The organism is Thiocystis minor, assembly GCF_016653465.1.
Lineage (GTDB): Bacteria > Pseudomonadota > Gammaproteobacteria > Chromatiales > Chromatiaceae > Chromatium > Chromatium minus.
The window spans coordinates 99,322-123,698 of record NZ_NHSQ01000065.1 but is presented as its reverse complement, the minus strand read 5'-3'; the positions used below and the strand labels follow the sequence as shown (position 1 = coordinate 123,698).

17 protein-coding genes and 2 pseudogenes are annotated in these 24,377 nt (G+C 58.4%); 12 read left to right on the top strand and 7 right to left on the bottom strand.

Annotated features, from left to right (window positions below):
* Positions 1-252, top strand: a 252-nt coding sequence (locus CCR95_RS08050; protein WP_276570241.1) for an IS4 family transposase, incomplete at its 5' end; no start/stop codon positions are given.
* 84 nt (positions 253-336) lie between these two features.
* On the opposite strand, the gene CCR95_RS08045 is transcribed toward CCR95_RS08050, so the two are convergent.
* The 7 genes and pseudogenes from CCR95_RS08045 to CCR95_RS08015 all read right to left on the bottom strand — a co-directional run bounded on the left by CCR95_RS08045 (position 337) and on the right by CCR95_RS08015 (position 10,907).
* Positions 337-1,254, bottom strand: coding sequence for a hypothetical protein (locus CCR95_RS08045; RefSeq protein ID WP_201093374.1), 918 nt, complete (start codon positions 1,252-1,254; stop codon positions 337-339).
* Positions 1,149-5,012 carry an AAA domain-containing protein gene (locus tag CCR95_RS08040; RefSeq protein ID WP_201093373.1) on the bottom strand — a complete coding sequence of 1,288 codons (3,864 nt, stop codon included), beginning with the start codon at positions 5,010-5,012 and terminating at the stop codon, positions 1,149-1,151. Before CCR95_RS08040 ends, CCR95_RS08045 begins: the two co-directional genes overlap by 106 nt.
* 224 nt (positions 5,013-5,236) lie before the next feature.
* Positions 5,237-6,520, bottom strand: a complete 1,284-nt coding sequence (locus CCR95_RS08035; RefSeq protein ID WP_201093372.1) for a DUF4011 domain-containing protein — start codon at positions 6,518-6,520, stop codon at positions 5,237-5,239.
* Positions 6,521-6,785: 265 nt separating this feature from the next.
* Positions 6,786-7,091: pseudogene (locus CCR95_RS08030) on the bottom strand (DUF5615 family PIN-like protein); the annotation flags it as partial.
* Between the two features lie 68 nt (positions 7,092-7,159).
* Positions 7,160-7,624, bottom strand: a complete 465-nt coding sequence (locus CCR95_RS26080) for a DUF433 domain-containing protein (RefSeq protein ID WP_338115365.1) — start codon at positions 7,622-7,624, stop codon at positions 7,160-7,162.
* The gene (gene asnB, locus CCR95_RS08020) at positions 7,612-9,432 is read right to left on the bottom strand and encodes an asparagine synthase (glutamine-hydrolyzing) (RefSeq protein ID WP_201093369.1); all 1,821 of its coding nucleotides are present in this window, start codon (positions 9,430-9,432) and stop codon (positions 7,612-7,614) included. Before asnB ends, CCR95_RS26080 begins: the two co-directional genes overlap by 13 nt.
* A 242-nt stretch (positions 9,433-9,674) precedes the next feature.
* Positions 9,675-10,907: a phosphatase PAP2 family protein gene (locus CCR95_RS08015; protein ID WP_201093368.1), complete on the bottom strand. Its 1,233-nt coding sequence runs from the start codon at positions 10,905-10,907 to the stop codon at positions 9,675-9,677.
* Between the two features lie 330 nt (positions 10,908-11,237).
* Between CCR95_RS08015 and CCR95_RS08010 the strand changes: the two genes are divergently transcribed.
* From CCR95_RS08010 to CCR95_RS07960, 11 genes and pseudogenes are all read left to right on the top strand, one after another.
* A complete protein-coding gene (locus CCR95_RS08010) occupies positions 11,238-12,137 on the top strand; it encodes a DUF2887 domain-containing protein (protein ID WP_201093367.1) in 900 nt (299 codons plus the stop codon).
* A 351-nt stretch (positions 12,138-12,488) separates the two neighbouring features.
* Positions 12,489-12,806, top strand: a complete 318-nt coding sequence (locus tag CCR95_RS08005; protein WP_201093366.1) for a nucleotidyltransferase domain-containing protein — start codon at positions 12,489-12,491, stop codon at positions 12,804-12,806.
* Positions 12,799-13,215, top strand: coding sequence for a HEPN domain-containing protein (locus tag CCR95_RS08000; RefSeq protein WP_201093365.1), 417 nt, complete (start codon positions 12,799-12,801; stop codon positions 13,213-13,215). Before CCR95_RS08005 ends, CCR95_RS08000 begins: the two co-directional genes overlap by 8 nt.
* Positions 13,216-14,074: 859 nt before the next feature.
* The gene (locus CCR95_RS07995; RefSeq protein ID WP_201093364.1) at positions 14,075-14,617 is read left to right on the top strand and encodes a GspH/FimT family pseudopilin; all 543 of its coding nucleotides are present in this window, start codon (positions 14,075-14,077) and stop codon (positions 14,615-14,617) included.
* Between the two features lie 16 nt (positions 14,618-14,633).
* Entirely contained in the window at positions 14,634-15,137 is a 504-nt protein-coding gene (gene pilV, locus CCR95_RS07990; protein ID WP_201093363.1) for a type IV pilus modification protein PilV, read from the top strand.
* On the top strand, positions 15,134-15,862 hold the full coding sequence (locus tag CCR95_RS07985) for a PilW family protein (RefSeq protein WP_201093362.1): 729 nt from the start codon (positions 15,134-15,136) through the stop codon (positions 15,860-15,862). Before pilV ends, CCR95_RS07985 begins: the two co-directional genes overlap by 4 nt.
* A 13-nt stretch (positions 15,863-15,875) precedes the next feature.
* Positions 15,876-16,415, top strand: a complete 540-nt coding sequence (locus CCR95_RS07980) for a pilus assembly PilX family protein (protein ID WP_201093360.1) — start codon at positions 15,876-15,878, stop codon at positions 16,413-16,415.
* Between the two features lie 92 nt (positions 16,416-16,507).
* Positions 16,508-21,955: a pilus assembly protein gene (locus CCR95_RS07975; RefSeq protein ID WP_201093358.1), complete on the top strand. Its 5,448-nt coding sequence runs from the start codon at positions 16,508-16,510 to the stop codon at positions 21,953-21,955.
* 70 nt (positions 21,956-22,025) lie between these two features.
* On the top strand, positions 22,026-22,457 hold the full coding sequence (locus CCR95_RS07970; protein WP_201093357.1) for a type IV pilin protein: 432 nt from the start codon (positions 22,026-22,028) through the stop codon (positions 22,455-22,457).
* 518 nt (positions 22,458-22,975) lie between these two features.
* A complete protein-coding gene (locus tag CCR95_RS07965; RefSeq protein WP_201093356.1) occupies positions 22,976-23,878 on the top strand; it encodes an Rpn family recombination-promoting nuclease/putative transposase in 903 nt (300 codons plus the stop codon).
* 144 nt (positions 23,879-24,022) lie between these two features.
* Positions 24,023-24,377, top strand: a pseudogene (locus tag CCR95_RS07960) (hypothetical protein); the annotation flags it as partial.

Here is a 24,377-nt window from a genome sequence, read left to right as displayed (position 1 = left end):
CGCCTGATGCGCCTGGGGCGCACCGTCCCCGATCTGGACGCGGGCTTGTTGCTGGAAACCGAGGAGTGGCAGGCGGCGTACATCCTGGCGAAGAAACCTGTCCCCAAGGAACCGCCACGTCTCAACGAGGTGATGCGCCTCATCGCCCGTCTCGGCGGGTTTCTCGGGCGCAAGGGCGATGGCGAGCCCGGTTTGAAGACGATCTGGCTGGGCATGCAGCGCATCATGGACTTCGCCGCCGGGATCAAATAGGCCAGGGAGATGCCGGACACGGAAAGTTGTGTGTAATGGGATGCATTTAGCCCCGTTGCTCTCTGGCCAGGGTGCGAGCGACGTTCAGATGTGTAGCAACCGAATGATCTCGCGCTTGGCCTGATCGAGTTTGTCGGGATTGGTCTTTGCTGACAGCTTCTCGCGCGGCTTCTCACCCAGAAAATAGGCGATCCGTTCTGCATTGGCGCCGGATGGATGCGGCATGCCGTGCAACACGCGGGCGGGGCGCAAACCATGCTGCCTTGCAACCCACTCCAACGCAGCCGATGGCTTGGGTCCGAGCGGGATAAAGATGGCGTGTGACAAGGTTTCGATGAGCGGAGCGAGATGGGATGTCAGGTAGCGCGTCAGCATGGGATGACCTGTCATCTCTGGCGTTCCATTGTAGTCTTTGCCATCCTTGAAGACAGGGAAGACGATGGCGGACGCGCTCTGAAGCCAGTCGGCCTTGGTCTCGAAGAGTTCTCCACTGGTTGCGATTCCGAGATGGCGCTGCAGCCCGACCGCGTCGAGCATCTTGACGAGCGCGGGACGCATCTTACCGCTGAATCCGGCCGAACGCATCGCACGCCGCATTGCTTCCTGACCCGTGAAACCGCTCGCCATTGCGGCACGCACGGCCTGGATGGCGTTGGAGGCTTGTGTGCAGCCAGGTGTAATTCCGAGGAGGACGACTCTTGCTTCGGGGTTGGTGTAGTCGCAAGGCGCGTAATAAATCGACAAGGTTCCATCGCGTTCCAGTAGCAAGTCAGGCGGAAGCGGCCCCGACGCGCCCTTGGTGACCTGGCTGCTCTGCTCGGCGAGGATCGCTTCGCGGAAGCGTGCAAAGAGTTTTGTTGGCATCGTGTCCTCATTATCCGTTATACGTTTTCGCCTTAAAGAGAGGGTGTCTTCAAGGCATTCAATTCGTCGATGATCCGTTTGATCTCGACTTGCGGACTTCGGAACCAATCGGTTGACCAGATGCGACGGATGCGCCAACCCAAACGCTCCAGAATGGTTTGACGTAAGCGGTCGCGGTCACGGGCCGACTTCGCCGAATGGTAGCTGGCCCCATCGCACTCGATACCCATCAGATAACGGCCGGGTTTGCCCGGATCGCGGACGGCGAGATCGATGAAGAAGCCGGCGACGCCAACTTGAGGTTCGCAGTCGAAACCCGCTTGATGCAGCGCGGAGGCGACGGCGACCTCGAAATCGCTGTCTGGTGCCTTACCGGTCGGCTTGGCCTGATGCAGATGACCCGTCTCGACAAAGGCAAGGAAATTCTTGAGGGCGATCACCCCGCGTTTGGAACGCTCCAAAATCAGAATGTCTTCCGACCCCATGGAACTGAAAACGTGCATCCGCTTCTTGGAGCGGGTGAAGAGGACATTGAGACGCCGCCAGCCGACATCGGAGTTGATCGGGCCGAAGCGCTGAAAGACTTTGCCGCTGACCGCCTCCGGACCGTAGGTGCAGGAGATGAAGATCACGTCCCGTTCGTCACCCTGCACGTTCTCCAGATTCTTGATGAAAAAAGGTTGTTCGTTCAGACGATTCTTGTCGAGCGCCTCTTGAAGGAGCGGATTCTGCTTGGCGAGATCTTCCACGGTACGTTCGATCTGGTCGCGTTGCACGACATTCATGGCCACGACGCCGAGTGATTCTTCAGACCGGTGCAACAGATGCTGCTCGACCGCGGTGGCGATCATGCTCGCCTCTTCGCTGTTGCGTCCTTTGAAGAATCGACCATTGGAAACCCGCGTGAACTTCACGCCAAGGTCGTCCGAATCGTTGTGAGGCGACGGGAAGATCACCAACTCGCTGTCGTAAAAGGCATGATTCGAAAAGGCGATCAGCGATTCATGCTGAGATCGGTAATGCCAGCGCAGACGGCGTTTGTCGAAGAGCGGGGAGACACTGTCCAGGATGCTTTCGGACTCCTCGATGGCCGTTGTCTCTTCATCCTCGTCATCGTCGACGACCCTGTCGAAGAAACTGGACGGCGGAAGCTGTTTCGGATCACCGACAATCACAACTTGCCGGCCACGGGCAATGGCGCCCAAGGCATCCTGCGGCTTCATCTGGGATGCCTCATCCATGACGACAAGATCGAATTCGATCTGGCCAGGGGCGAGATACTGAGCGACCGACATCGGCCCCATCATGAAACAGGGCTTCAGGGCGACGAGTGCGTTTCCGGAACGCTGAACCAATTGTCTGAGCGGGATGTGTCGTTTCTTTTTTCCGCACTCGCGTTGCAGCAAGGCCAACTCGGTAAAGTCGCTGGCCTTGGCGCCGGTCGAACCCGGTGGCACCGGATTCTGATCGATTCGCCAGGCGATGCGTTCGCGCTGAAGCTGTTTGAGCGTTTCGTCGTACTGGCGGAATTGTTTCTGGATCCCGAGTTGAGTATTTCCAGAAAAGGTGGCGAGCGCCGGAACCTCTTTGAAGATCTCCCGCGCCAGCAGGTCGAAGACGGCAAGCTGGTAACCGGCGTCGATCTGGTCGGCGGGTAGGACGCCTGTTTCGATGGCCGTCGTGAGACGCGCGAAACCGATCGACTGTGTCTGGTGGCGGATCCGAACATAGTCCAGCCAATTCGAGAGCCAATCGGGTTGTTGCAAGGCCCGTCGGTTGCGACCGATCAACCCGTCGAGCGCCTGACCGCCCCCCGTCTGCCAGGCATCGAGATCCAAGTCGGTCAGCGCGACGAATTCATCCCGACCGGCGAGATGTGCCTGCCAAGCCGTTTCCAGCCTTTCGCCAAGCTGTTGCAGCGCCGCGAAGCGTTCAGCGGTCGGCTGGCGGCGGATACCGGCACTCAGGATCCGCAGCCGCAGTCCGTGATCGAGCGCGTGAGCGAGTTCCGCCGTCTGCCCGGCAACCCGCAAAGCCGCTTCGTCCACTTGATCGGGATCGATCAGCAGATCGATGTGCGGGCCAAGCCATTGGGGGTCGAAGGCGCTCTCCGCCAAAGCCTGCTGCATGGCTTGAAGATCGCTGACTTGATTGACGATCCGCTCGACCTCCGCCAGCGAGGCGGACGGGTCGGTCAATTGGTGCTGACAAATGCCCAGATCACGCTTGAGCTGTGTTTCCAGCGTCGTGAGCGATCCGTCTGCCGCAATCAAAGAGGAATCGCCGCGTTGCAGCGGGGCATAGCCGGCGAACGCGGTTTTCAGTTCGTCGAGTTCGCCGAGCAGCGTATCGATCCGCTCCAGGATCCCCTGCTGACACAGCGACTGGATTCCTTTCGCCTGCATACTCGGCATCGCGAGCAATGCTTCCCCAAGCGGAACCTTGGGACCGAATCCGATCCCATAGTGCATCCGCACGGCCTGATACCAGGCGCGCAACTCAAACAGATCGTCGATGGCGGTATCGAGACCGCTGAAGTGCGCACCCAGGGCGCGTTGATAGCGGGTATCCGTTTCCAGCGCCTGCTTGTTTTCCGCGTAGGCGCAGAGCTGATTCAGACGGCGCGACAGATCCTTGAAACGTGTTTCCGGTGTCGACGCCAGTTGCCGCAAGCGCTGCCGAGAGGTACGCCAACCCGCTTTGAACCAGCGGAACAACCCGGCAGTGGTCAGTTCTGCACGGATCGCATCAAGCACGTCCGCCGGGGGCACATGATCCACGAGAAAATACTCCCCGAGATTTTCCTGGGCCGCCTGCAAGGAGGCGAGCCTGGACTTCAGGTCAGGCAACAGCCGATCCAGCGTATCGTCATCGAAACAGTCGTCACGCAACTTGAACAAGGCGGGTTTAAGCCGACCGACGAGTTCGATCAGGGTGCGGAATTCGCGCAGTCCAACCTCATTCGGTTGGATCACGCTCGTGTAGGCATGACTCAGTCCGAGGGCGACCTCCGACATGGGCTGTCCCAGCTCGTGAAGCCGTGTCTGAATCTGCTCGATCTGTTTGAGCGATTTGGCGAGTGTGACCAAATCCGCTTGTCCATCCGTTCCAAGCTGTCGCAATGCACGACAGGCATCCCGCAACGCCAGGTGGGAGCAAGGGTCATTCAGAAATGGCGGATGCAATTTGTCCGACAAATTCCGGCGATGGGTCCGGATGTCTCGCAGGAGTTTCAAGTGGCGATCCAGCGTGGCGAGATTCTGGCCATGCAGGAAGTGAAGCGCGGCAAGGATTTCACCGCCCTGGAGACGCGGAAGCGCGCGGAGTTCGTCCTTGAATATTTTGATGTCGTCGAGGCTTTCGCCATGCAGGAGGTTGCCATTGAGCACCGCGATTCCGGAATCCGCCATGAGCAGCGAACCCGTCTCGACCACTGTCTCGGCGATCTGTTCCAGCGCCGCTTGCCAATGCGCGAGGGCCGCACCCACCCTGTCTTGGTCGAAGAGTTGTAGGTCCCGATTTCCGACGCCATGCCAGGGATGCGTCTGGAGGTTGTCGCCCTGACCGAGTTGACGGGCGATTGCTCGATAAACATCCCCGAAGATCCGGATGGTCTCCAGACTCTGCCGTCTGACGTTGCCGTCGAAGATGCCACCGTCATAGCCTTCGGGATGGATCGTGACCGGATCGATCCCAAGCAACTCCCGATGACGACTCGCGGCCATCAGGATTTCATGGATCGTCTTTTCGGTGCGCTTCCAGCGACTGTTAACGAGTTCCGCATGGGTACGCAGTTGGCGCTTGAATTCCTCGTACCGTGAAATATCGGCATCGATCTGTTCTGGATTGCGATAATGGCCCTGCTTGTTCAAGCGTTCGGCAATATCGTCCAGCACCTTGCGTTTCTGAGTGTTGTGACTATTTCTACTTTGTTAACTTTGACTGTCGCATAAATTAATGAATTTTAAGTTATTTTTTATTAGGCGCAATAAATCTTCATTTACTATGCCCCTATTGAAGATAGATGTTGGCGGTTTATGGGTGATTATAGGCGCTCAACGCGCCACTAGAACCCTATTGTTTATGTGTATTTTTGTTTATTATCATAAAATTTAAACACTTAAAGATTTTTTGAAGGTAACAAAGTAGAACTATGCAGTTCCAGACAGAAATCACCCAGTCCCGCCAGATCCAGACGCCGTTTGACGACTTCCAATGCTGCCAGCTTCTCTGCAACGAAAAGCACGCGTTTTCCTTGGGCCAAGACCGCGGCAATAAGATTGGTGATGGTCTGGGATTTTCCGGTCCCCGGTGGTCCCTCAATGACGAGGTTCCGGCCATCGATGGCATCGACTAACGCACTGTGCTGAGAACTGTCGGCATCCTCGATAAGCGGGTAACGATCATGAATTTTTGGCAGATCATCGATGACATATTCGTCGCCGAATCCTGAACCTCCGCCACTCTCGGCGCTCTCGGTGGTGAAGAAACGGCTGATAATCGGATGATCGGTGATCGAACTTTCTTTTGGCCATTGTGCTGGATCGAGATCCAGATACATCAGCAGCTTACTGAAATTGAACAGCGCAACGGTGGCCTGGCGGCGAATCTGCCATCGCTCGTCCGGCTGTCTCGGTTTGGCGATGAGCCGTTCGACTTCACGGAAGTAGTCTTCCGGTAGCGTGGATTCGTCGAGAGCGGGGAGCGCGAGTCCAAAATCGATGCGCAGTTTCTCGCGCAGCGAGAGATTCGGGATGATGTCCTCGCCAGTGAAGGCGAGGGTATAGTGATACGTGCCGCTGCTCGCATCGAGCCGACCTTTGATGAGCTTGACCGGCACGAGGACGAGAGGAGCCAGATGCGGCTTGTGGCTACTTTGACTCTCGAACCATTCCAAAAACCCGAGGGCGACATAGCAGATGTTGGCGCCCGTTTCCTCGATCGCCGTCTCTGCCTTGTTACGCAGGTCTCGCAGCCGCGTTTCCAGTTCCTCTGGAAACATCAGGGTCTGGATGAGCTTATCGAGGCGTCTGGACGGATCGCCCTCCGCGGTCTTGGCAATCGGGAGTTCGTAGTCGGCCGAATAGCCGAGTACCTGCGCCCATTCCAGCGCCGTCGGCACTTTTTTGAGTGGATTGTCCTGCCCGGTTTGCGGATCGGCCTCGATGTAACCGGCATCGAGCAATTCTCGTCGGGTCGGATTTGGAATGGACTGGAATCTCAATTCCTCTTCCGACAGCAGAATCTGGTGCAATTCGTTCGGGATTTTATCGACGAGACGAATGTTTCCCTGGCGGCCATGCGTGAAGTTCAGAAGACGATTGCGTCCGCCGAGATCCAGTAATCGCTGCCTGAGTTTTGCCAGCGAGTCTGTTGATAAACCATGTTGATCGGGGGCGTTCATGAGCGATACGGCATCCCTTTGTCGTGACGAACGAAACAGAACATCCAAGGATGGCGGATCAAACTGCCGTCGCCCGGATCTTCCTCCATGCAGGCTTCAAGGTACAACTGAATGTCCCCTTCGGTGTCCAGATAATCCGCGCTATTCCAATGGGTGAAGTTCTCGGCTATCGCTCATGTCCTCCAGTCTTTTGCCAGCCCCTTGCGTGCTCGATGTCCCATGCCTGAATCCTGGTCAGTCTGCGCTGATCCGAGACGTGCGCCCATCAAACGCCTGAGGAACACAAGGGAAGCTGACGAACGCGAAGCGTCGTCTCGGTGACTGTCACAAAGAGGCCATTCGCCCAGTCGACATCCTTCAGGCTCAAGACGGAAGCGAGGCGCTGATTCACCAGCTCCGAGGTTTCATTGCCCAGCCGAAACAAGATGACGCTGGGCAATTGCTCCTGACTGACGGCCATGAGGTAACCGAAATCCAGATCCATCGTCAGCAGAACACAGTGCTCCGTGCGCGCCTTGCGCAGAATATACTCGTCGGCTGTCCGCTGAAGTCCATGTTCGCGCACATGAGTGGCCTCATATCCCTGTCACCGAAGCCATTCCACGGTCAGCAGGGAGATGTTCATATCCGCGAGAAATCTCATGCGGCCCGCTCAACATGGACTTGATCGGACGCCAGCCAAGCGGCGTAGGACAGCGCCTCATGAATGTCTTCCGGTTCAAGATCCGGATATTCCGCGAGAATCGCATCGCGACTTCTGCCTTGTGCAACCAGCCGGATGATCAACGCGGCCGTGATTCGCAGACCACGGATACAGGCCTGACCACCCATGATGCGGGGATCGAAAGTAATTCTCTGAAATGCTTGCATGAGTAACCTCTCTTTTCGAGCAGTGCCGGCTGCTTGCCGCCAGAATCTCTCTGATCCGCGCAGCTTGTTCAGTGCCTGCCGGCTTGATCTTAACAGTAGCAAGAATGCGTAGCCGCCGAGACTCAGTGTAGAGATTCGCCTCGCAGACAGCGCCTTGGCGCGCTCGATGTCCCGTGCCTGACTCGATTTATCGCTTCCGCACAAGCGCACAAGATGCGTCTCTACCCGATCCACTCCAACGCATCCTCATCTGGCGCGGGCCTGAGTCCGGACTCTTCGATAAACAACCGGTGCCAGATGGCGAACTGCATCAGACCGAAAAGTTCGCGCCCGCCGCCCTGCCCTTTCTGTCTGGCGGCGACGAGCGCCGGAATGGATTCGACGCGAAACCAGTCGCGGATGCCGCGATTGCGCGCCAGACGCCGACCGACCTGTGCGGCCACCTCGCCCCGCAGCCAGTCGCCAACCGGGACATGGAAGCCGCGCTTAGGCCGCGCCAGATGACCCGGCGGTAACCGGGGTTCGGCCCAGCGTTTGAGAAGCCATTTCCCCTGGTGCTGGCGAACCTTGAGCGCATCCGGCAGCGACAGACCGAACTCGACGAGCCGATGGTCCAGGAAAGGCACCCGTCCCTCGACCCCGAATCCCATCAGCAGGCGGTCAGTCTTGACCAGCAGGTTATCCGGCAGCGCCGTAACCAAATCCGTGTACTGGCGCCGCTGCATGTCTGACCAATGCGCGGGCGTCTCGCCCCAGGCGCGCAGAAAGGGCGCGCGATCCGCGTCGGCGACCGCCCGCAGCGCCGGGCCGAACAGTCGTCGTGACCAGCGCCCGGACCACTGTCCGCGCGTGCGAAAACCGCCGCTGCCAGGATGCAGAATGGCCTTGAACCAGCGTTCGGCGGGGCGCGGATGATAGCGCCCATAGCCGGCGAAGACCTCGTCCCCGCCCTCGCCGGAGAAGACCACCTTCAGCTCGGCCCCGGCGGTTTCGGCCAGGATCGAGGTGGGCAGGCTGGCATAGTCGCGCATCAACTCATCGGCGGACCAGATGGTGTGCGGGATGCGTCCGAAGACTTGTCCCAGCTCCAGTTCCAGCGGCCGATGATCGAGACCGAAATGCTCGGCGACCCGCGCCGCCTCGTCCAGTTCGTGAGGCATCGCGGTGCCCCGGTAGCCCACCGAGAAGCTCTTGATGCGGCCCGCTCCATGGGCGTGCAGCATGGCGGCGAGCACGGCCGAATCCACCCCGCCCGACAGGAAGAGTCCGAAGGGCACGTCCGAGCGCATGTGCTCGCGCATCGCGGCATCCATCAATCCATCGAGTTCGGCGTGCGCCTCCTCAAGGCCGATGGCGCGCGGGGCGACCTCCAGCGCGGACCAGTAGCGATGACGAGCGATGCGCAGATCCGCGTCGATCGTCAGCGCCTCGCCGGGCAGGACGCGCCGGATCCCGGCGATCAGGGTGTCCTCGCCGCTCGCGAATTGATTTTGCAGGAACTGACGCAGCGCGCCGGACGACACCTGGGGCCGTTCGGGCAGGATCGGCAGCAGCGCCTTGATCTCGGAGGCGAAGGCGATGCGGTCGGGCAGGCGGACATAGAAGAGCGGTTTGATCCCGAGCCGGTCGCGCCCGAGGATCAGACGCCCGGCGTCCGCGTCGTGCAGCGCAAAGGCATACATGCCGCGCAGTTGGGTCAGGAACCCGAGACCGTGCACCGCGTAGGCGTGCAGGATGGTTTCGGAGTCCGAATCGGTGCGCGTCTGGCGGCCTTGCTCGCGCAAGGCCGCGTTCAGTTCGAGATAGTTATAGACCTCGCCGTTCGCCGCCAGCGCCAGTCGGCCATCCGCGGAGACCATGGGCTGATGACCGGTCGCCAGACCGATGATGGACAGACGTGTCTGCGCCAGACCGACCGGACCGGCGCAGTGGATGCCGTGATCGTCCGGTCCGCGATGGGCGAGTTGGATCGCCATGCGCGCGAGTTGCTCGGGGTCTGGCCGCTGGCCGTCGCGCAGGATGAAGCCGGCGATGCCGCACATCTTAAACCGCGTCCGGGAGGGCGTGCGTTGTTGGCGTCTCGCGCCAGCCTCGCGGGGACCGACAAGCCTTGGAGCTGACGCGGTTTAAGGTGATTTTCGTCAAAGCTCTTACCCGTAGGAGCCCGCTTGCGGGCGACGTGACACGCCAAAATGCCTTCTGTGTGCCCCACCCGTCGCCCGCAAGCGGGCTCCTACGGGGTTTGACGTTGAGTAAAGCCATTTCCGGAATTCGCCTGAAAACCTCATTGAATGTCGCGCCGCACCTGACCGTCGCCGGTCTTGAGGTCAAGCGTCGGCGCCGAGGAGGGCGGCAGCGGATAGACGCGGATGTCGCCAACGTCGGTCGCGATCTCGATGCGATCCCAGGCGCCCGGAACCGCTCCGACCGTCAGCGTCGTGTCCTTCTCGGTGAAAAAACCCGTGTGCGCAATCTCAAAGGTCAGCACCCCATCGCGCTCCTCCAGGCGCTCCCGAACCCGCGTGCCGGGCAGACCGAAACCGCGCCCTTTCAGCAGGATCAGGGCCGAGCGGTCCGGCCAGTCGTGCCAGACGAGGGTGATCTGTGCCGTGTCGGCCATCAGGCGGAGCGTCCGCGGCGACGCCCGATCATCCGCCGGAACCACTTCATGGGAGCGGTTTTCATGGACCGGCGTCGCCAGCAAGACGCCAAACAGCATGGTCGCGACCGCGAGTCCGTAGGCAAGCCCAGCGGCCACCGGATAGCGTAAGGGGCGGGATGGAGTCGCCGCCAGTCCTCCGGCGTCCGCTTCGAGCGCGAATTCGCGTTGCGGTATCCGCAGCACGAAATAATAGAGAACAAAGGCAATCCCATAAGCGATGACGCCAGACCAGATCACGTCGGACAGAAAATGATCCCCGGCGGTCATGCGACCGATCCCGAGCAGGGTTCCCAGGGCGAGCGATCCGAGTAGCGCCAGGCCGGCGAGCCAGGGACGCCGCCGCCGCCAGATCATAAAAAAGGCGCCGAGCATGAAACCGGCCGAACTGTGACCGCAGGGAAAGGACTTGCCCTTCCCCGCCTCGCCCACGGCCAGCGGCGGCAGATAGGCTTGGGCGCCGCCCAACTCGACCGTCTGATGGGGACGCGGGCGACCCATGTGGTCTTTCAGCAGCGCATTGACCGTCAGGCCCGGACCGAGGATGGCCGTGGCGATCAGGAACAGCGCATGGATCCGCAGCCGCTTATACCGGGGCCAGAGCACGCCCGCAAAGAGCGTCGTCAGACTCCCGACCAGGATCAGACCGATCAGCAGCGGCGCGGCCTGATAGAGAAAGAGCCAGAGTGCCCGGCGGGACTCGAACCAGGGATCGTCCGCCTCCGGATGATAAAAAACCGCCGCCGCGCGCAGATCCAGATCGGTCCACCAGAACGGCAGCGTGCCGATCAGGGCGAGCAGGATCAGCACCATGAGCTGAGGCAGCCAGTAACGGCGAGTAGCGGCGAGTGTCTGCACCTGAACCCGATTCGCGGCGGAGTGAACGAGGCGAGAGGGTAACGATTCGCGACGGGAATCACAATCGAAGGCGTGACGCCGCGCCCTATCGGGTTGCCCCAGCCGGACGGGGCATTTGCTCCGTCCGCAACGTTTTGCCGCCCCTCCAGACAGACGCCAGCGCCTGCCGGGAGCGCCCCAAACGCGCGGAAGGTCGTCATGGGTGTTTGCTCGCGGGTTGCTTGCGGATGTCGGTTGCGCGACAGGCCGCGCACTGGCTATCGCGCCCCTTGACGGGACGGTGCGCGCGTCGTCTACACTGAGAGCGTACCGACTCGCCCCGAGCACCGCATGAAAACCGACTCGTCGATCTATACGTTCCTCGCCACCGGCCCCGAAGCCTTTCGGGTGCTCACCGGCGGGCTGACCCTGGAAGGCGACTACGTCTTTCGTTCGCTGACCCTCAAAAGCCTGGAACGGCGCGCCGATGGCCTCTATGAACCGCTGGATCCAGACCGCCCGGTCTACCTGATCGAATTTCAAGCGCAATCCGCGGCCGCGGCCTGGTACAACCTGTTGACCAAGATCGGGCTGTATGGCGAGGAACACCCCGAGCGCGAGGTGCGCGGGCTGCTGATCGTGCTCCACGCACGCGATCTGCCGCCCCGACCGAGCCGGGTCGGCGCGCCCGAGTCGATCGCCGCCGCCATCTGTCTGGAACGCTTTCTGCCGGACTGGCTGGAACGCGAGCCGGACAACCCCTTCCTCGCCGCGCTCGCGCCGCTCATCATCACGGGCGACGCCGCGCTGACCGCGCGCGCCCCGGCGCTCTGGCAGGCTATCCAGCACGCGCCGCTGGAACCCGCCGCGCGCACCGCGTTGTCACAGATTCTGGAATTTTGGTTCTTTGAACGTTTCCGGTCGCTCACGGCCGAGGAGATCTCGACGATGTTGAATATCTTCACCCCCCTCGAAGAAACCCGCGCCTATCAATCCATCTTCGTGAAGGGCGAGGCCAAAGGCAAAGCCGAAGGCAAGGCCGAAGGCGAGGCCAAAGGCAAGGCCGAAGGCAAGGCCGAAGGCAAGGCCGAAGGCAAGGCCGATAGCCTCAAGCGTCTGCTCGCCCGCCGCTTCGGTCCGCTGCCCGCCGGGGTCAGCGCCCGCCTTGACAGCGCCGATATCCCGCAACTGGACGCCTGGCTCGACGCCGTGCTCGACATCCAATCCCTTGACGAACTGCTCACACACTGATTCCGCCGCCAAACAGAGCGAGCGGGAGCAGGCGGCGCGGAGGTAGAGGCGAATTCATTCGCCCCGACAGCGAAGTAGATGGTTGGTGGTCGATGGGTTTCGTGACCAGCGGGCGACCGCACTCAAGTGCAACGTCGGGGCGTGGGGACTCTACCCACCCACCTGACGACCGGTGTTGGATGGCGGATCGCCCGATGGGCATCCGCCCGACGGCCTTTCACTCGCGACACCGCTCCGCTGTGTCACGAGATCCAAACAGGGAGAAAAACAGGTAGCATGATCCTCCGCCCTTGGAAGACGAAAAACCGAGGGAACTTCATCTCCCCGTTTTTCGAAATCCTGGGACACCAAATGAACATTGACCAACGACAGATCGCCGAAATCACCCAGCGTCTCGTCGAAACCTATCATCCCAAGCGCCTGATCCTTTTCGGGTCTCAGGTCTGGGGCATCCCGAACGAAGACAGCGACCTGGATATTCTGGTGGAGGTCGAGCAGTCTGACGAGCCGACCTGGCGCCGAGCGCGGCGGGGCTACAAGGCGCTGTTCGGCATGGGGGTGCCATGCGACATTCTCGTTCGCACGACAGATGAGATGAGGCGTGAACAGGCGATTCCAGTGACCCTCATGCACAAAATCGTCACGGACGGCCATGTCATTCATGCCTGAGGAGTTGAATCGAATTGCGTTAGCGTGGCTCGAAAAGGCACGTCATGACCTGGAAACCGCGCGACGCGTGGTCGAAGGAACAGCAGAGCCGATCACCGATACCGCCGTTTATCACTGCCAACAGGCAGCTGAAAAAGCGTTGAAAGCGGTGCTCGTCGAAGCGGGTCAACCCGTTTTCAAGACGCATGATCTGATGATGCTGCTGACCAAATGTGCCGCTGGCGATCAGCGTTTTACACGGTGGATTGATCTGGCCGCCACGCTGACGCCTTACGCCACTCATTTCCGTTATCCATGCTCGGATCCAGACCCCGGACTTGAGGAAGCCCTCGAAGCCATCGCTCTGGCAACAGATCTGTACGAATTCGTGCGCACCAGATTCGACGCGCACCACGACCAGTCCACGTAGGGCGAAACGCGATCGTGGTTCCGCCATTTCGGCGATCGGCTGGCTGGCGATGTTGGTTGACGGATCGCCCGATGGGCATCCGCCCGACGGCCTTTCGCTCACAACACCGCTCCAAGGCATTATTCGCTACGCTTTGAACAGAAAATCTGTCTCGGACACGGCCAAAAAGCTGGCTCGATGAATCATTCGCTGATGGACGACGTCTGGGATCGCCGAGCGGCACTCGCCCAGGCGTGGGAGCGGCGCTCCCACGGCGGTTGTGTCGGCAGGGGACCGCCAGCTTTGTAGGGGCGAATTCATTCGCCCCGTTGGCGGCGCGCATGTCGGGGCGAATGAATTCGCCCCCACAAGACTTCGCGGCCAGCCGGGGCATTTGCCCCGTCCGCAACGTCTCGTCGTCCCCTCCAGACAGACGCCAGCGCCCGCCGCGAGCACCCCAAACATTCGGAACAGCGTAAATACCCCGTCCCGCGACAGTCACGCTCAGCCATCCTTCCAAGGCGCCAACTCGGGTACTGGACAACAGCACGAATCAATTTCCGATTCTGTGCAACACCTCGCGCTTCGAGAGCGAGGCATCCTCTAGTATTAACGGCATGGATTCACTGGGCTTTCCCGCCCGGTTTCGAAACGACAGGCGCACCTTGCCCGATCGTGCGTGGATGCACGCGGATCACGCCGCGAAATGACAACCCTCAACAGGCGTCCGAGGCCGATGTCCGTCAGAAAACTGACCGACCGACCTTGACCGACGATCCGGTTGCGGTACTCTCCCTCGGGGCGAATGACACCAATGGAGATAGGTTCGATGCTCACAAGCTGTATTTGCAGGATCGGGCGCGTTCCTGATTTTCGCGCAATGCGGGCGACTCTCGGCGCGCACTTGACCGCTCCGCATGCTCGCTCCGCCCGCCGCGCCGCCGGCACCACCCTCATTGAATTAATGGTCACCATCTCCATTGCGGCCATTCTGATGACGATTGCCGTGCCAAGTTTTCAGGATATGATGCGCAACAATCGCGCATCGGCACAGGTCAATGAATTTCTGACGACCTTGAATCTGGCGCGCAGCGAAGCGGTCAAGCGCGGTGCGTCTGTTTCAGTTTGTTCGTCCACCGACTCCGCAACGTGCCGCACCAGCGACCAGACCAATTGGGCGGGTGGCTGGATTCTATACGTCACCGGCTCCAGCCCATTAGAGATCCTGCGGGTCTGGCCCGCCATGAGCGGCACGGCGACCTTCACGGCGACCGCCGGACTGGTCACCTTTCGCGGCACTGGACAAGCCACAGCCGCCATCACCTTTACCTATACACCAACCGGCTGCTCCGGCGATCAACGGCGAACCATTGCCGTCACTGCGGTTGGCCGGGCATCTTCAAGCAAAACGACTTGCCCCTGATGGATGAGCGAATCATATGAAGCGTTCAGCAAACCTTGCGACCTGTGCCGTCTCTCGCCAGCGCGGTTTTACTCTCATTGAAGTCTTGATTGCAGCCCTGGTTCTTTCTGTTGGCCTGCTGGGGCTCGCCGGATTGCAGGCGGTTTCGCTCAAGCTGAATCAAGGTTCTTCTCTGCGTACTCAGGCCACGAATCTGGCTTATGAGATTACCGATGCCATGCGGGCAAATCGGGGTAACGCAGAAGATTATGAAGAAAACGCCGAAGCCGAAGAATGCGATGAAGATTTTACACGAACAGGTTCTAATGTCGCTGACGATGACTTTGACGAATGGGAAAATCGTCTTGCTTGCCTGCTGCCAGAAGGACAAGGAAATATTTCATCATCGGCTAATCAAACCACCGTTACCATCTGCTGGAATGATTCGCACAGCGAGGCTGGAGAAAGCGAGACCGATCCGATTTGCAGTGGTTTAGGGATTGCCGGGAGTATTTCGTTCAGTTTCGAGACTCAGTTATGAGCAGACTAAAAAATAGCGGTTTTACGCTAGTCGAGCTGATGGTCGCAATGACCGTCGGCCTGTTCATTTCCGCTGGCGTTATTTCACTCTTTATTGGCACCAAACAGAGTTACCGTGCCAACGAAGGAATGGCCAGATCTCAGGAAAACGGGCGCTTTGCGATTGATCATCTATCACGCGATCTTCGGCAGGCAGGATATCCAAAATTTGTCGGCGCCATATTCAATTGGCCGCCTAGTGATTACATTCAAGGCTGGGAGGGCGCGAGTACGGCGCCAGCGGCTGCGAATTTACCGGATTACACTCCAAACACCGATCTTTTTAGAATCAATTATTATGATGCTGAATTAGACACCGTCGTGAGGCATATTTATTACATCAGACCCGGCGCGAGTGGAGCACCTGCACTATGGCAGCAAAGGATTGTTTCGGGCACGACGACCAACGAAGAATTGCTGGAAGGGATTGATAATATGCAATTAAGTTATGGTCTCGACACCAATGACAACGGTCAACTCGACAGCTATGTCGATGCCAGTACAGCAATTTGGAACCAGGTTGTCGCCGTCAGGATTGATCTTCTGCTCGGAAGCAGCGAAAACAATGTGGTCGATGCCCCCATGTCGCTTCCCTTTAATGGCGCTACCTTTACCGCTGCCACAGACGATCGACGGCTCTATCAGGTGTTCAGCACCACGATCACTCTACGTAATAGAATTAAATAAGGATACCAAAGCGATGAACCAAGCCTGTGGCAACCGGCACCAGCGAGGGATGGTCTTGGTCGTCGGACTGATCTTTCTGTTGCTGATGACCATCATTGGCGCCACGGCCATCCAAACGACGACGCTCGACGAACGGATGGCCGGCAACATGAAAGATCGCAATGTCTCATTCCAAGCCGCCGAAGCCGCATTGCGTCGGGCTGAAGAAGTGATTATTAACACTGACCCTGATGTATTGGAATCCATGATCACTGGAGATGAGGATCATGAAGAACCCGATCCTCATCCGGGCACACCCGATCCGGATTTGAATGACAATGACGGCTGGGCTGGTGAATATTCATATGAAGAAGATGTCGTTGGGGTTGACGACGTTGTAGCAATCGCAAATGTGGTCGCGCCACCGATCTATTTGATTCAGTGCGTGCCTGGCGCCAGCGGTGCCGAGCCTGGAGGGTTATGCGACAGTGGTCGTTACCGTGTCACAGTGCGCGCACAAGGCGAGATTGCAAACACGGTCGTGATCCTGGAGACAGTCATCGGTCGCCCATAGATTAAAATGAAGGCTTTTGTTATATCAGGCTCCAGCCATGATTGAGATTAGCAGCTCAATCATTTCATGAATTTTCTCATCGGAGATCCATTATGCATCGCGATGACCAACGCTTTACTCAACGCCGGCCTCTATTTTCGCTATTGCTCGGCATCATTCTTTCCAGCCCCATTGCATTGGTCAACGCCGAAGATCTGGCGCAATATCCATTGTTTGTCAGCGGTGCTAATGCAGCCGCCCCGCCGCTGACCATGCTCATCATGGGAAAGGATCACACGCTTTATTATGAAGCCTATAACGATGCCTCCGATCTCAGCGGCGACGGGGTGCTGGATGTCGGTTACAAACCGAACATGGAGGATGCCGGAGGCAACCAGGTCGATTATTACGGCTATTTCGATTCGCACCTCTGTTACGAATACAGTACGTCGAACAGTCGCTTCAGCCCGGTCTCCGCGACGATCACCGGCACCAAGAAATGTTCCGGATATTGGAGCGGCGACTTTCTGAATTATCTCACCACCAGCCGCATCGATGCGCTGCGCAAGGTACTCTACGGCGGAAAGCGTTACCTCGATCTGCCTTATGACCCCGACGACGACGAGGATCAGGTGACGACGGTCCTCGAACGATCCTACATCCCGCAGGAGGCGCACAGTTGGGGCAAGGAATACCGGAGTATCGAGCACGATAAGTACAACATCGGGGATTACACCCCCCTGTCCCTGCCGGTGCCAGGCACCCGCCACCTCTTTGCGAACACCACCCTTCTCAAGCCCGCCTCAGGCGTGGTCGGTGTCAACAAGGAACCCCTGCTCCGCTTCCTGAATGACTCCAAATTCCGCATCTGGGAGTGGGTCGCGATCGAGCGCCCGGTGGCAGGAACGAAATGCATTAATCAGAGTAATAATTGCGCAACCACCGCGACGACGGAGAAAGCGAGTCATCCGGCGAATGCAGCAGCATTTCAAGCGCTGATCACGAACTGGGGAACAGAGACTCAAAAATGTGGAAGCGGACCGATCTCTAAGGGGAATATCGATACTAGCGGAAGCAATAACAATCCCTTTGCGCCAAGCCCAGACCCTCTGCAATGCGGCACGGATGAGTATTACCTGACACTCATTCAAGGGCAAATCAATATCCCGAGTGATGGCGATTATCAATTTGCCACGAACGGCGACGATGCAGTCGAGTTATTGATCGACGGACAGGTTGTTACGGGCTGGTACAACAATCATGCAACTTGCGGCACTACTGATTTTCAAACTTGTGCTGACAAGACTGGTTCAGCGGTCACCAAAACCTTATCGGCAGGTTGGCACAACATCGAGTTTCACCATGAAGAGATGACTAGTGGCGATAGTTGGCAATTACTCTGGAAGCCAGTCGGCGGCAGTTGGGCCGTAGTACCCGCTTTAAATCTCCGCAAATCTGCGGCGGAATCAACTGTTGCGCCAACCATTACAACATATAAGCTTTCACGCACCGTGCCAGTATCGTCAATAACGGACTACATCGTCCGCGTTCAGGTGTGCAAAGATGGTCTTTTGGATACTAATTGCAAGCCCTATACGGATACTGCTCAAGACCCGGATGTTGTGACCTATAAACCCGACGGCTTGCTGCAACAATACGGTAAGAACGACCAGATGTATTTTGGTCTGATGTCTGGTGCGTTTACGCATCCTTACAACATGCGCGGCGGCGTTCTCCGAAAGAATATAGATCATTTCATGAACGAGGTCGATCCCGACCTCGGCGAAGTCAATCTGACAACCGGCGTCTTCACCAGTCTTTTGGGTATCGTTGGCACCATCGACCGCTTTCGGATCATCGATTTCGATAAAACGTCGGAATATCTCTATCCGATAGGTTTGTTAGTAACCAAGCCGATGGTTGATAGCACGAGTGCATGTCCCGACTGGGGCAATCCGATCGGGGAAATGATATATGAAAGTTTGCGTTATTTTTCAGGGAAGGCGACCTATACGAAAGATTTCGTGCCGCCGCTCACGGATAACAAAGAAGTTGTCACACTACGCGACGTTGCAGGGAGCGACAAAACAGGGACTATGGAATTGCCAGCACCGGCCTGGAAAGATCCCTATAAGCTCGACAACAATCCCTCGCTCTATTGCGCGCCCGGCGCGCAATTGGTCATCAGCGATGTCAATCCGTCATACGATACCGACCAGATTCCCGGTACGTTTTCGTCATTCGTGAAAGCGCCAAGCCTGACTGGAGATATTTCGGGTCTGGATGTCATCGCGGATGCCGATCAGATCTGGAAGGAAGAGCATGGCAGCGCCAGTACGCATTTTATCGGTCAGGTTGGTGCAACCTATGACAACGCGCCATCGGCAAAGGAAGTCAGTGGGCTTGGCAATATTCGCGGTTTATCGCCATCCGAACCGACCAAGCAGGGCGGCTATTATTCAGCCGCGATCGCCCGTTTTGCCTTTAAGCACGATTTACGAACCGAATCTGGCATGAAAGACACGCAGGACATTAATACGTTTTCTGTTGCGCTGGCGTCTCCGCTGCCGAAAATCATGATTCCGGTTAATAACAAGAAAGTCACCCTGGTGCCCTTCGCCAAATCGGTCGGTGGGAATTCCATCAGCGTGGCTAAAGATAAGTTCCAGCCCACCGATACCATTGTCGACTTCTTCATTGAGGAATTTGCCAATACCGATCTCACCAAAAAACCGGACAAAAACGTGAACGGTGGGCTTCCCTATGTGAAGTTCCGCATCAATTTCGAGGATGTGGAGCAGGGCAACGATCATGACATGGACGCCATCGTTGTCTACGAGGCCAAGGTCAATCCAGACAACACCCTAACCGTCAATCTGGTCTCGGAATATGCCGCCGGCAGCGTCATTCAGCACATGGGCTATGTCATTTCCGGAACGACCCACGACGGGGTTTATCTGGAGGTGCGGGATACGGATACAAAGATAACCAAAACGGTGGACGATTTTGTCGATACGAATGGTAATGGCATCCAAGATCTTCCTGGCGAGCCATCGTTATTCAATGACAAGAATAGTAATGGCGTCAAGGATGCTGACGAAGGCACGATAACAAAGACCGTGCCCGCTCCAGAGCTGGATCCGGATTATTTTCTCGACACGCCAGCGGAACTGCTGCCAGGTCAATGCGACAATCCAGCGCCGGCGAACGTGACCGCCTGCGACGAACCGCTGCCTCTGCTCGCCACCCGCATTTTCACCGCCAGCGCCAATGTCGCCGCCACCGTCCTCGAGAACCCGCTCTGGTACGCGGCTAAATACGGATCCGAAGGCAACGAGAAACTGGCCGATGGCGTGTCATCGCCCAATTATTTCCTCGTGACCAATGCTGGCAAGCTGCAAGAGCAACTGGAAGATGCCTTCACCCGGATTATCAATCTGACGAAATCGAGTGCCGCCTCGGCGGCGGCCAGTTCCACCCGCGCCAGGGGCGAGACACTGGTCTATCAGGCAAAATTCGATCCTAGCGACTGGAGCGGGTCATTGAGCGCCTTGAGTCTGTTCGATGACGACGAAACAGATGATTTGGTCTGGGATGCTGAGCTTCTGCTGCCGAAGTGGAATGAGCGCCAAATCTATACCTGGAATGCCACGCCGGACGATGATTCGGATCCGGCTGGAATCCCCTTTATCTGGGGGGAAGACGCTACTCCGTCAGGGGAGATGTTAAATACCGCGCAGAAAGCCTATTTATTAAATGACCCAACCATCCTGAACTGGCTGCGCGGCGACCAGAGTGCCGAAAGCAAGGATGACGGGGTCACCGGCTGGCGCGTCCGCACCAAGATTCTGGGCGACATCGTTCATTCCGATCCGCTGTATGTGACCAAACCGCAGAATGTCGGCTATGCCCGCTTGCCTGCGGGGACTCCAGGCAAGGATACCTATGCTGCATTTCTCACAGCGAATGCGGCTCGTACTCCGATGATCTATGTCGGCGCAAATGACGGCATGTTGCACGCCTTTGATGCGACGACTGTTCTCGCGACGGGGGGCGCTGAGAAATTCGCCTATGTGCCCAATGCCGTCTTTGGCAAGCTGAAAGATCTTGCCAGCCCCAACTATCGGGGATTGACGCTGCACCGGGATTTCGTGGATGGTTCGCCCTCCGTCGGTGATGCCTATGTGAATGATGCCTGGCGCTCGATTTTGGTCGGCACTTTGGGGACGGGCGGGAAGGCCGTCTTTGCACTGGACGTGACTGACCCTGCTAACTTCGACGCCGATGACGTGCTCTGGGAATTCACAGATGACCATCTCGGTTATATGGTCGGCCAGATGACCTCCTCACCGGTCATCGGCCGGCTGCAGAATGGCCATTGGGTGGCCATTTTCGGCAACGGCTATGATAGCGGAACCGGTGCCTGGCTCTATATCGTCGATCTGGAGGATGGCAGTCTGCACCAAGAGATCCAGGTCTCGGACGATGTCACCAATGGCCTGTCCGCTGTGGCCTTGATCCGTGACAGCCAACAGACGATTGCAGGCGCCTATGCGGGCGATCTGAAGGGGAATCTTTGGAAATTCGATCTGACCGGTTCAATGACAACGGCTTATAGCGGTACACCGCTCTTCCAGGCGATGGATGACGATGATCAACCGCAACCCATTACGGGGCCACTCGATGTCGGAGCGCATCCGCTAGGTGGTTACATGGTCTACTTTGGAACCGGCCAATACATGCGTGCAAGCGATGTCATTGATTCTTCAGTACAGACCGTTTATGGCATCTGGGATAATTCGATCCTCGGCAAAGATGCCGACGATCCAACCACGACCGTCTGGAAAGGCGGCGCGGCCATCGCGACCGGACGGACACCTCTGCTCGAACAGGAAATCGTCAATGAGCTTGCATTGCCGAATGATCCTGACAATCACACCTGGCGAGTGATTTCGCAGCACCCAATGGAATGGGGAACACGCTCCAGCCCAGATCACCGTGGCTGGTTTATCGATCTCATTTCTCCCGTGCATGGCGAAGAAGGCGAGCGTGTCGTCAGCCGCCCGCAGATTCTCTCGGGTAATGGACAGGTGCTTTTCACGAGCATCATCCCTCTGGAATCGGACGATCCCTGCGTGGTCGGAGGCGGCGATAGCTGGATTTTTGCCGTCGATCTGTTGACTGGCGGGAGTTCGACCGGCAAGACCTTCGATGTCACTGGTGAGGGCACGTTCGACGATAAGGACACACTGACCCTGGTCATTCGCGATGGCGTGACTTACATCCTTCGCATCGTCAATGGGGTTAAAAAATTGGTTACCCTAGACGCACAGGGCAAAGAAGTCGTGACCGATTACACCGCAGATGAAGACGATCAACTGATCACCGTTCCGGCCAGCGGCATGAAGATGGGCCAGATTGTCGATGCGCCCCGCGTCTTGATCGACGAGAGCGGCAATTACGTACCTGTGGCCGGAGGATCGAGCGGCGAAGATGCCGAGGCATTACGCAAGATGGCTGCCGGTCTGCTTGGTCGATTGGGCTGGCGTCAGTTACGCTGATTAGATGAGGTGCCGCTGAGAGGCGGCCCCCTCCTCTAAGTTTGTGAAATAAGGAAAAGGCCATTTATTCATGCAAATCGTTCGACCACAAAGCAGTGGATTTACGCTGATCGAACTTATGATCACGGTTGCTATCGTTGGCATCCTCGCCGCGATTGCCTATCCGTCCTATCAGGATTCGGTACGCAAATCCTGGCGGGCGAATGGGGCGTCCTGTCTCATGGAATTGGCGCAACGCATGGAACGGCGGTATACCGGGACTTCGAGCTACGCGGGAGGCGTCCCGGCATCGGAATGCAATGACGCAAATAGTGATATGGTCAACAACCGTTACACCTTTGCTTTTGCGACGACCCCTGCACTCACGGCCACGACTTTCCAACTTCAGGCTCAGCCTGTGGACCCCGGCCCTCAGGCGGATGACAGTTGCGGCACCCTGACCATCGATCAAACAGGGCTGAAAGGATCTGCCGGCACGGTCAGCGACTGCTGGCGCCGTTGATCCATCCGATACTTCCAGCCGGACGGGGCATTTGCCCCATCCGTCACGTTTTACCGTCCAGTTCCGGGCAACTCCGGGGTCAGGTTCTTCTTTGTGCAAAGCCGGGATCGGATCGAAGCCAGCGTGGATGGGGAGAAGACTCCGGGGTCACCATTTAGCTGCCCCCGATCAATAAATCGCTCTTCTCCGTTCATGGCCGATCCCCTGTTCTCGTGTTAGCGTCAAGCTCAGTCGTCGACGTTGTCCGCGCCTTCGGCTTTCATGTCAGCGCGGTTTGTCCATCGCGACCGGGTGGCCATGGGGCCGCCCATCTCACCGATCGCTGGCTCCTCCAGCGCGGAGGTCCAACCCCATGATGGCTCATGACAGAGCCAGCGTGGATGGGCAGAACGGCCATGGTATGCGCCGATGATTGGCACGGACGCCGATTGGCCGTGCAACCCATCGAACCACGACCCATCCAAGCGACTCAGACGGTGATACTCTGGCGACTTCACGCACCCTGACCGCCTCCACCGATGTCCTCCGTTGCTGACGCCCTGCTCGACCCCAAAAACGACTACGTCTTCAAGCGCCTTTTTGGCGAGGCTCCCGAGCTGCTGGTGTCGTTGATCAACGACCTGCGCCCGGACTTGCCCGAGATCCGTTCGGTGGAGATTCTCAATCCGGGCATCAATGCCGAGGAGTTGCGCGGCAAGTACATCATCCTCGACGTCCTGGCGCGCGATGGCGAGGGGCACGCCGACAATATCGAGATCCAGGTGCGCCGCGATGGCGCCTGGGGCGCGCGGGCGCTGTATTATCTGGCGCGGATGCTGGCCCAGCAGTTGGAGCAGGGCGAGGACTACGCCACCTTGCGCGCGGCGGTCGGCATCCATCTGCTGGACTTCGATCTGTTCGCCGACACGTCGGAACAGCGCGCGCAGGCGCGCTGGCGCTTCGAGATGCGCGACGCGCGTCAGCCCGAAGTGACGCTGGGGAACCGGCTACAATTGACGCTGATCGAATTGAAGAAAGCGGACCGGCTCGGGCTCGGTGCCGATCCGCTGTCCGCGTGGATCACCTTTTTCGAGCATTGGCGCGAGGAGCAGACCATGGCCGCGATCGAACATGCCCCGATCCAGGAGGCGCTGAACCGCGTGCGTCAGTTGAGTGCCGACGAGGAAGCGCGGCGCCTGGCCTTCGTGCGCGAGCGGGCGCTGCACGATGAGGTGTCCTTGCTCAAGGAGGCGCGCGAGGAGGGAAGAGAGGAAGGGCGAGAAGAAGGGCGAGAGGAGGGCGAGCAACTCGGGATGCAGAAAGGCCGCTTGGCGGCGGCCCAGGACACCGCCCGCAACCTCATCGCGCTGGGCGTGCTCAGCGATGGGCAGATCGCCCAGGCCACGGGACTGACGGTGGCGCAGGTCGAGGCGCTGCGCTAAGAAACTGTCCATCAATGACTTCCCGATCGGTCGGACGATGGAGAGAACCACAGATGGAGTTCCGGGGACAGTGTCTGCACTTGCCAGCGGATCGTGCCTAGACCCGCTCCCGCTCCCGCCGACGAGTCAGCTACACTCGCCCCCATGACAGTCGACAACTCAACCGCCGAGACCGCACTCAAAAACGACTTCGACAGCCCCTGGAAAGAAGCCCTGGAACGCTTCTTCCCGGAGTTCCTGGCGCTGCTGTTCCCGGCCATTCATGCCCGGATCGACTGGCGTGTGGCGCCGGAGTTTCTCGACAAGGAACTGCAACAGATCGGCGCCGACAGCCCGCGCGGTCGGCGTTACGCCGACAAACTGGTGCGCGTGCGCGCGCTCGACGGTCAGGCGATCGCGGTGCTGATTCATGTCGAAGTCCAGGGCGACGCCGAGAGCGGTTTTGGTGAGCGGATGTTCCTCTACCAGACCCGACTGCGCGATCGCTATGGCCTGGATG